Genomic DNA, 3,601 nt, shown 5'->3' on the forward strand with positions numbered 1-3,601 from the left:
CGCGGCGGCGGCCGCGGCGACCTCATCGTGCACGTCGAGGTGCAGACCCCGACCAAGCTCGACCCGCAGCAGGAGGAACTCCTGCGCCAGCTCGCGGTGCTGAGGGGCGAGGAACGGCCGATGGGCCGAGGCAACCGACGAGGAGGGTCAGACGGCCCTCTACCTCGCCTCGGTCGAGGACCGCCCGTGCATCGTGCGGCTGCTGCTGGCCGCCGGTGCCGACCCCGAGCGGGTCAGCGGCCACGACGCCGACCTGCCCCTGTGCGGCGCCGCGGTCGGCGGCCACACCGAGGTGGTGCGGTCCCTGCTGAGCGCCGGGGCCCGGCCGGACCGGCGCGAGGAGTTCGGCTTCACGGCGATGGCCTGGGCGGTGGGGTGCGGTCACGCGGCGACCGTCCTGGCCCTGCTGGAGTACGGCGCCGACCCGGGCCTGCCGGGCCCCGGCGGGGAACCGCCGATCGTCCTCGCCGCGCGCCGGGGCTCCGCGGACTGCGTACGGGCACTGCTGCGGCACGGGGCGTCCGATCTCGGGGAGGCCCTAGCCGAGGCCAGGCACCGGCTGTCCCTGGACGTGGAGGAGGAGCTGCGGCGCGGGCTCGCCCAGGCCTACGAGTCCGCCGGGGCGTACGAGTGTGTCGTACGGCGGGTAAGGGAGGGCGACGGGATCACGGTCGTCGTGGAACTGCTGCGGGACGGACAGCCGTTCGCGGGCGACGAGCGACAGACCGGGCACGCGGCCATCGCGACGCTGCTGGAGCGGGAGCTGGGGATCGCCACGTCCTTCGCCGAGCTGGCGCGACGCGCCCTGGCCATGGGGGACCCGCGGGGCGAGAACTGGACCGAGTCGGTGCGCACGCTGAGCGGGCGCGGCGACGAGGAGACCTATCAGGCGGCGGCCGCCTGGTGCGCGGGTCCCGACCCGGTGCGGCAGGCCTTCGCGGTGGACGTGCTGGCCGGGCTCGGGTTCCCGGACGGTCCCGGGCCGTTCGCCGCGCGGAGCCTGCCGCTGCTGCGCGAACTCGCCGCGCGAGCCGAGCACCCGGACCTGGTGCAGTCGCTGCTCGCGGCACTGGCCGCGTACGGCGACGCCGACGCCGTCGAGGATGTGCTGCGCCACGCCGCCCACCCCTCCCCCGCGGTGCGGGCCAGGGTCGCCGACGCCCTGCACGGGCTGGTGCGGGACGACGGCACGGCGGCCGCCGAGGCCCTGGTGACGCTCGCCGCCGACCCGGACCCGAAGGTCCGCGCCCGTACGGCGACCGCCCTCGCCGGGCTGGCCGCGGACTCGCCGGAGATACGCGACGCGCTGGCGGCGCTGCTGCACACCGGCGACGCGGAGACGGCCGTCGAGGCGGCCCGCGGTCTCGCCCGGCGGGGCGACCCGCGCGCCGCGGACGCGCTGGCCGCCGTCCTGGAGGAGCAGCCGCAGGACAGCCCGGCGTACACGGCGGCGCTGGACGCGATTGACCTGGTGGCCGACCCCGACGCCGCCCGGACCCTGCGGGCCGCCGCACGCCGCGCCGCGAGCCGCTGATGCCCGTGCCGGCCGAAGCGCCGGACCCGGCCGGGGTGCTGCTTCGTCGGCTTGTACCGCGTCTCGTGCGACGCGCGGCCGGGCGACGGCTGGTACGGGAGCGAGTGGGCGCCCCCGGCGCGGCGCCGCCCGCGCCCGACGGGGTCTTCGGACCGGCCACGCACCGTGCCGCGTCCCGCCGTGCCGCGGTCAGGAGCCGAACGCCACGAGCCGCACGGCCGCGCACCGGCCACCGCCGCGGAGATGCCGCGGCGGCGCGGGTGTGCGGCCCGGGCTGCCTTCCTGTGGCGGGTCCGGGAGCGGGTCCGTTGGCCGGGTCAGGCCGCGCGGCGGCGTTCGCGCGGCTGTGACCGTGCGGGGCGGGGACGGCGCGGACGGCCGCCCGTCGGTTTGCGGCCGGCCTCGGCGCCCGCGGACCGCGACCGGGACGAGGACTGGGACTGGGATTGCGACTGCGGCGCCTGCGACTGGGGCTGCGACTGGCCGGGCCTACGCCGCCTGCCGCCGCCGGTCGCGGCGGACCCGGACCGCTGCTTGGGCCGGTCGCTGCCGTTCGGCTGGGCCTGGGCCGGGACCTCGACGGTGACCGGGATGCCCGAGGGTTCGCGGGCACCGGTGATCCGCGCGAGTTCCTCGTCGCTGGACTTGACGCGCGTGGTGCGCGGCTCGATACCGGCGACCGACATCAGCCGGGTCATCTCCCGCTTCTGGGCGGGCAGCACCAGCGTCACCACGCTGCCGGACTCGCCGGCCCGCGCGGTGCGGCCGCCGCGGTGCAGGTAGTCCTTGTGGTCGGTGGGCGGGTCGACGTTCACGACGAGGTCGAGGTCGTCCACATGAATGCCCCGGGCCGCGACATTGGTCGCCACCAGCGCGGTGACCTGGCCGTTCTTGAACTGGTCCAGGGTGCGGTTGCGCTGCGGCTGGGAGCGGCCGCCGTGCAGCGCGGCGGCCCGTACGCCGTCCGCGAGCAGCCGCTTGGTGAGCCGGTCCACGGCGCGCTTGGTGTCCAGGAAGAGGATCACCCGGCCGTCGCGGGCGGCGATGCGCACGGTGACGGCCTTCTTGTCGGTCTCGTCGGCGACGTACAGCACGTGGTGCTCCATCGTGCTGACCGCTCCTGCCGAGGGGTCGACGGAGTGGACGACGGGGTCGCTGAGGAACTGCCGTACGAGCCGGTCGACATTGCGGTCCAGGGTCGCCGAGAAGAGCATCCGCTGCCCGCCCGGCTCGACCAGCTTGAGCAGCGCCGTGACCTGGGGCAGGAAGCCCATGTCGGCCATCTGGTCGGCCTCGTCCAGCACGGTGGCCGTGACCTGCCCGAGGACGCAGTCGCCCCGTTCCAGGAGGTCCTTGAGCCGGCCGGGGGTGGCGACGAGCACCTCCGCGCCGCGGCGCAGCGCGGCGGCCTGCCGGGTGATCGACATGCCGCCGACGACGGTGGCGATACGCAGGTTCACGGCGGTCGCGTACGGCGTGAGGGCGTCGGTGACCTGCTGGGCGAGTTCCCGGGTGGGCACCAGGACGAGCGCGAGCGGCGCGCGGGGCTCGGCGCGGCGGCCCGCGGTGCGTGCCAGCAGTGCGAGTCCGAAGGCCAGGGTCTTGCCGGAGCCGGTGCGGCCGCGGCCGAGGACGTCACGGCCGGCCAGGGAGTTCGGCAGGGTGGCGGCCTGGATCGGGAAGGGCTCGGTGACGCCCTGGGCCTCGAGTGTCTTGAGCAGGGCGGCGGGCATGTCCAACTCGGCGAACGTCGCGGCGGCGGGCAGCGCGGGGACACGGTTCTCCGGCATGGCGAATTCGCCGTGCGGCTGTACGGTCCTGCGGGCGGAGGCCTCCGCCGCACCCGACCGGGAACCGGATCGCGCGCCGGACCTGCCCTGGGACCTCGCGGGATTTCCGGAGTCACCGGAGTTTCCTGAATTCGCGAAGTTCCCGGAGTTCGCGGGTCGTTTCCGCGCGGGCCTGCCCGTGGCCGCGGCCGGACGTTCTGAGCGGGAGCGGGTCATACGCACATTGCCTTCCCTGGCGTGAGCTGGAGACAGCGCGAGCCGGGGCCCGCACCTCGAT

The 3,601-nt window shown here is 76.1% G+C and carries 2 protein-coding genes and 1 pseudogene; 2 read left to right on the forward strand and 1 reads right to left on the reverse strand.

The window, feature by feature from the left end; translation table 11 throughout:
- Positions 1-129 (forward strand): annotated as a pseudogene (locus tag GUY61_RS36110) (molecular chaperone DnaJ); the annotation flags it as partial.
- Between the two features lie 64 nt (positions 130-193).
- On the forward strand, positions 194-1,534 hold the full coding sequence (locus GUY61_RS42040) for a HEAT repeat domain-containing protein (RefSeq protein ID WP_398958170.1): 1,341 nt from the start codon (positions 194-196) through the stop codon (positions 1,532-1,534).
- Between the two features lie 317 nt (positions 1,535-1,851).
- On the opposite strand, the gene GUY61_RS36120 is transcribed toward GUY61_RS42040, so the two are convergent.
- Positions 1,852-3,540: a DEAD/DEAH box helicase gene (locus tag GUY61_RS36120; protein ID WP_166634529.1), complete on the reverse strand. Its 1,689-nt coding sequence runs from the start codon at positions 3,538-3,540 to the stop codon at positions 1,852-1,854.
- Positions 3,541-3,601 lie beyond the last annotated feature (61 nt).

The sequence above is a fragment of the Streptomyces sp. GC420 genome (genome assembly GCF_009916105.1).
Taxonomy (GTDB): domain Bacteria; phylum Actinomycetota; class Actinomycetes; order Streptomycetales; family Streptomycetaceae; genus Streptomyces.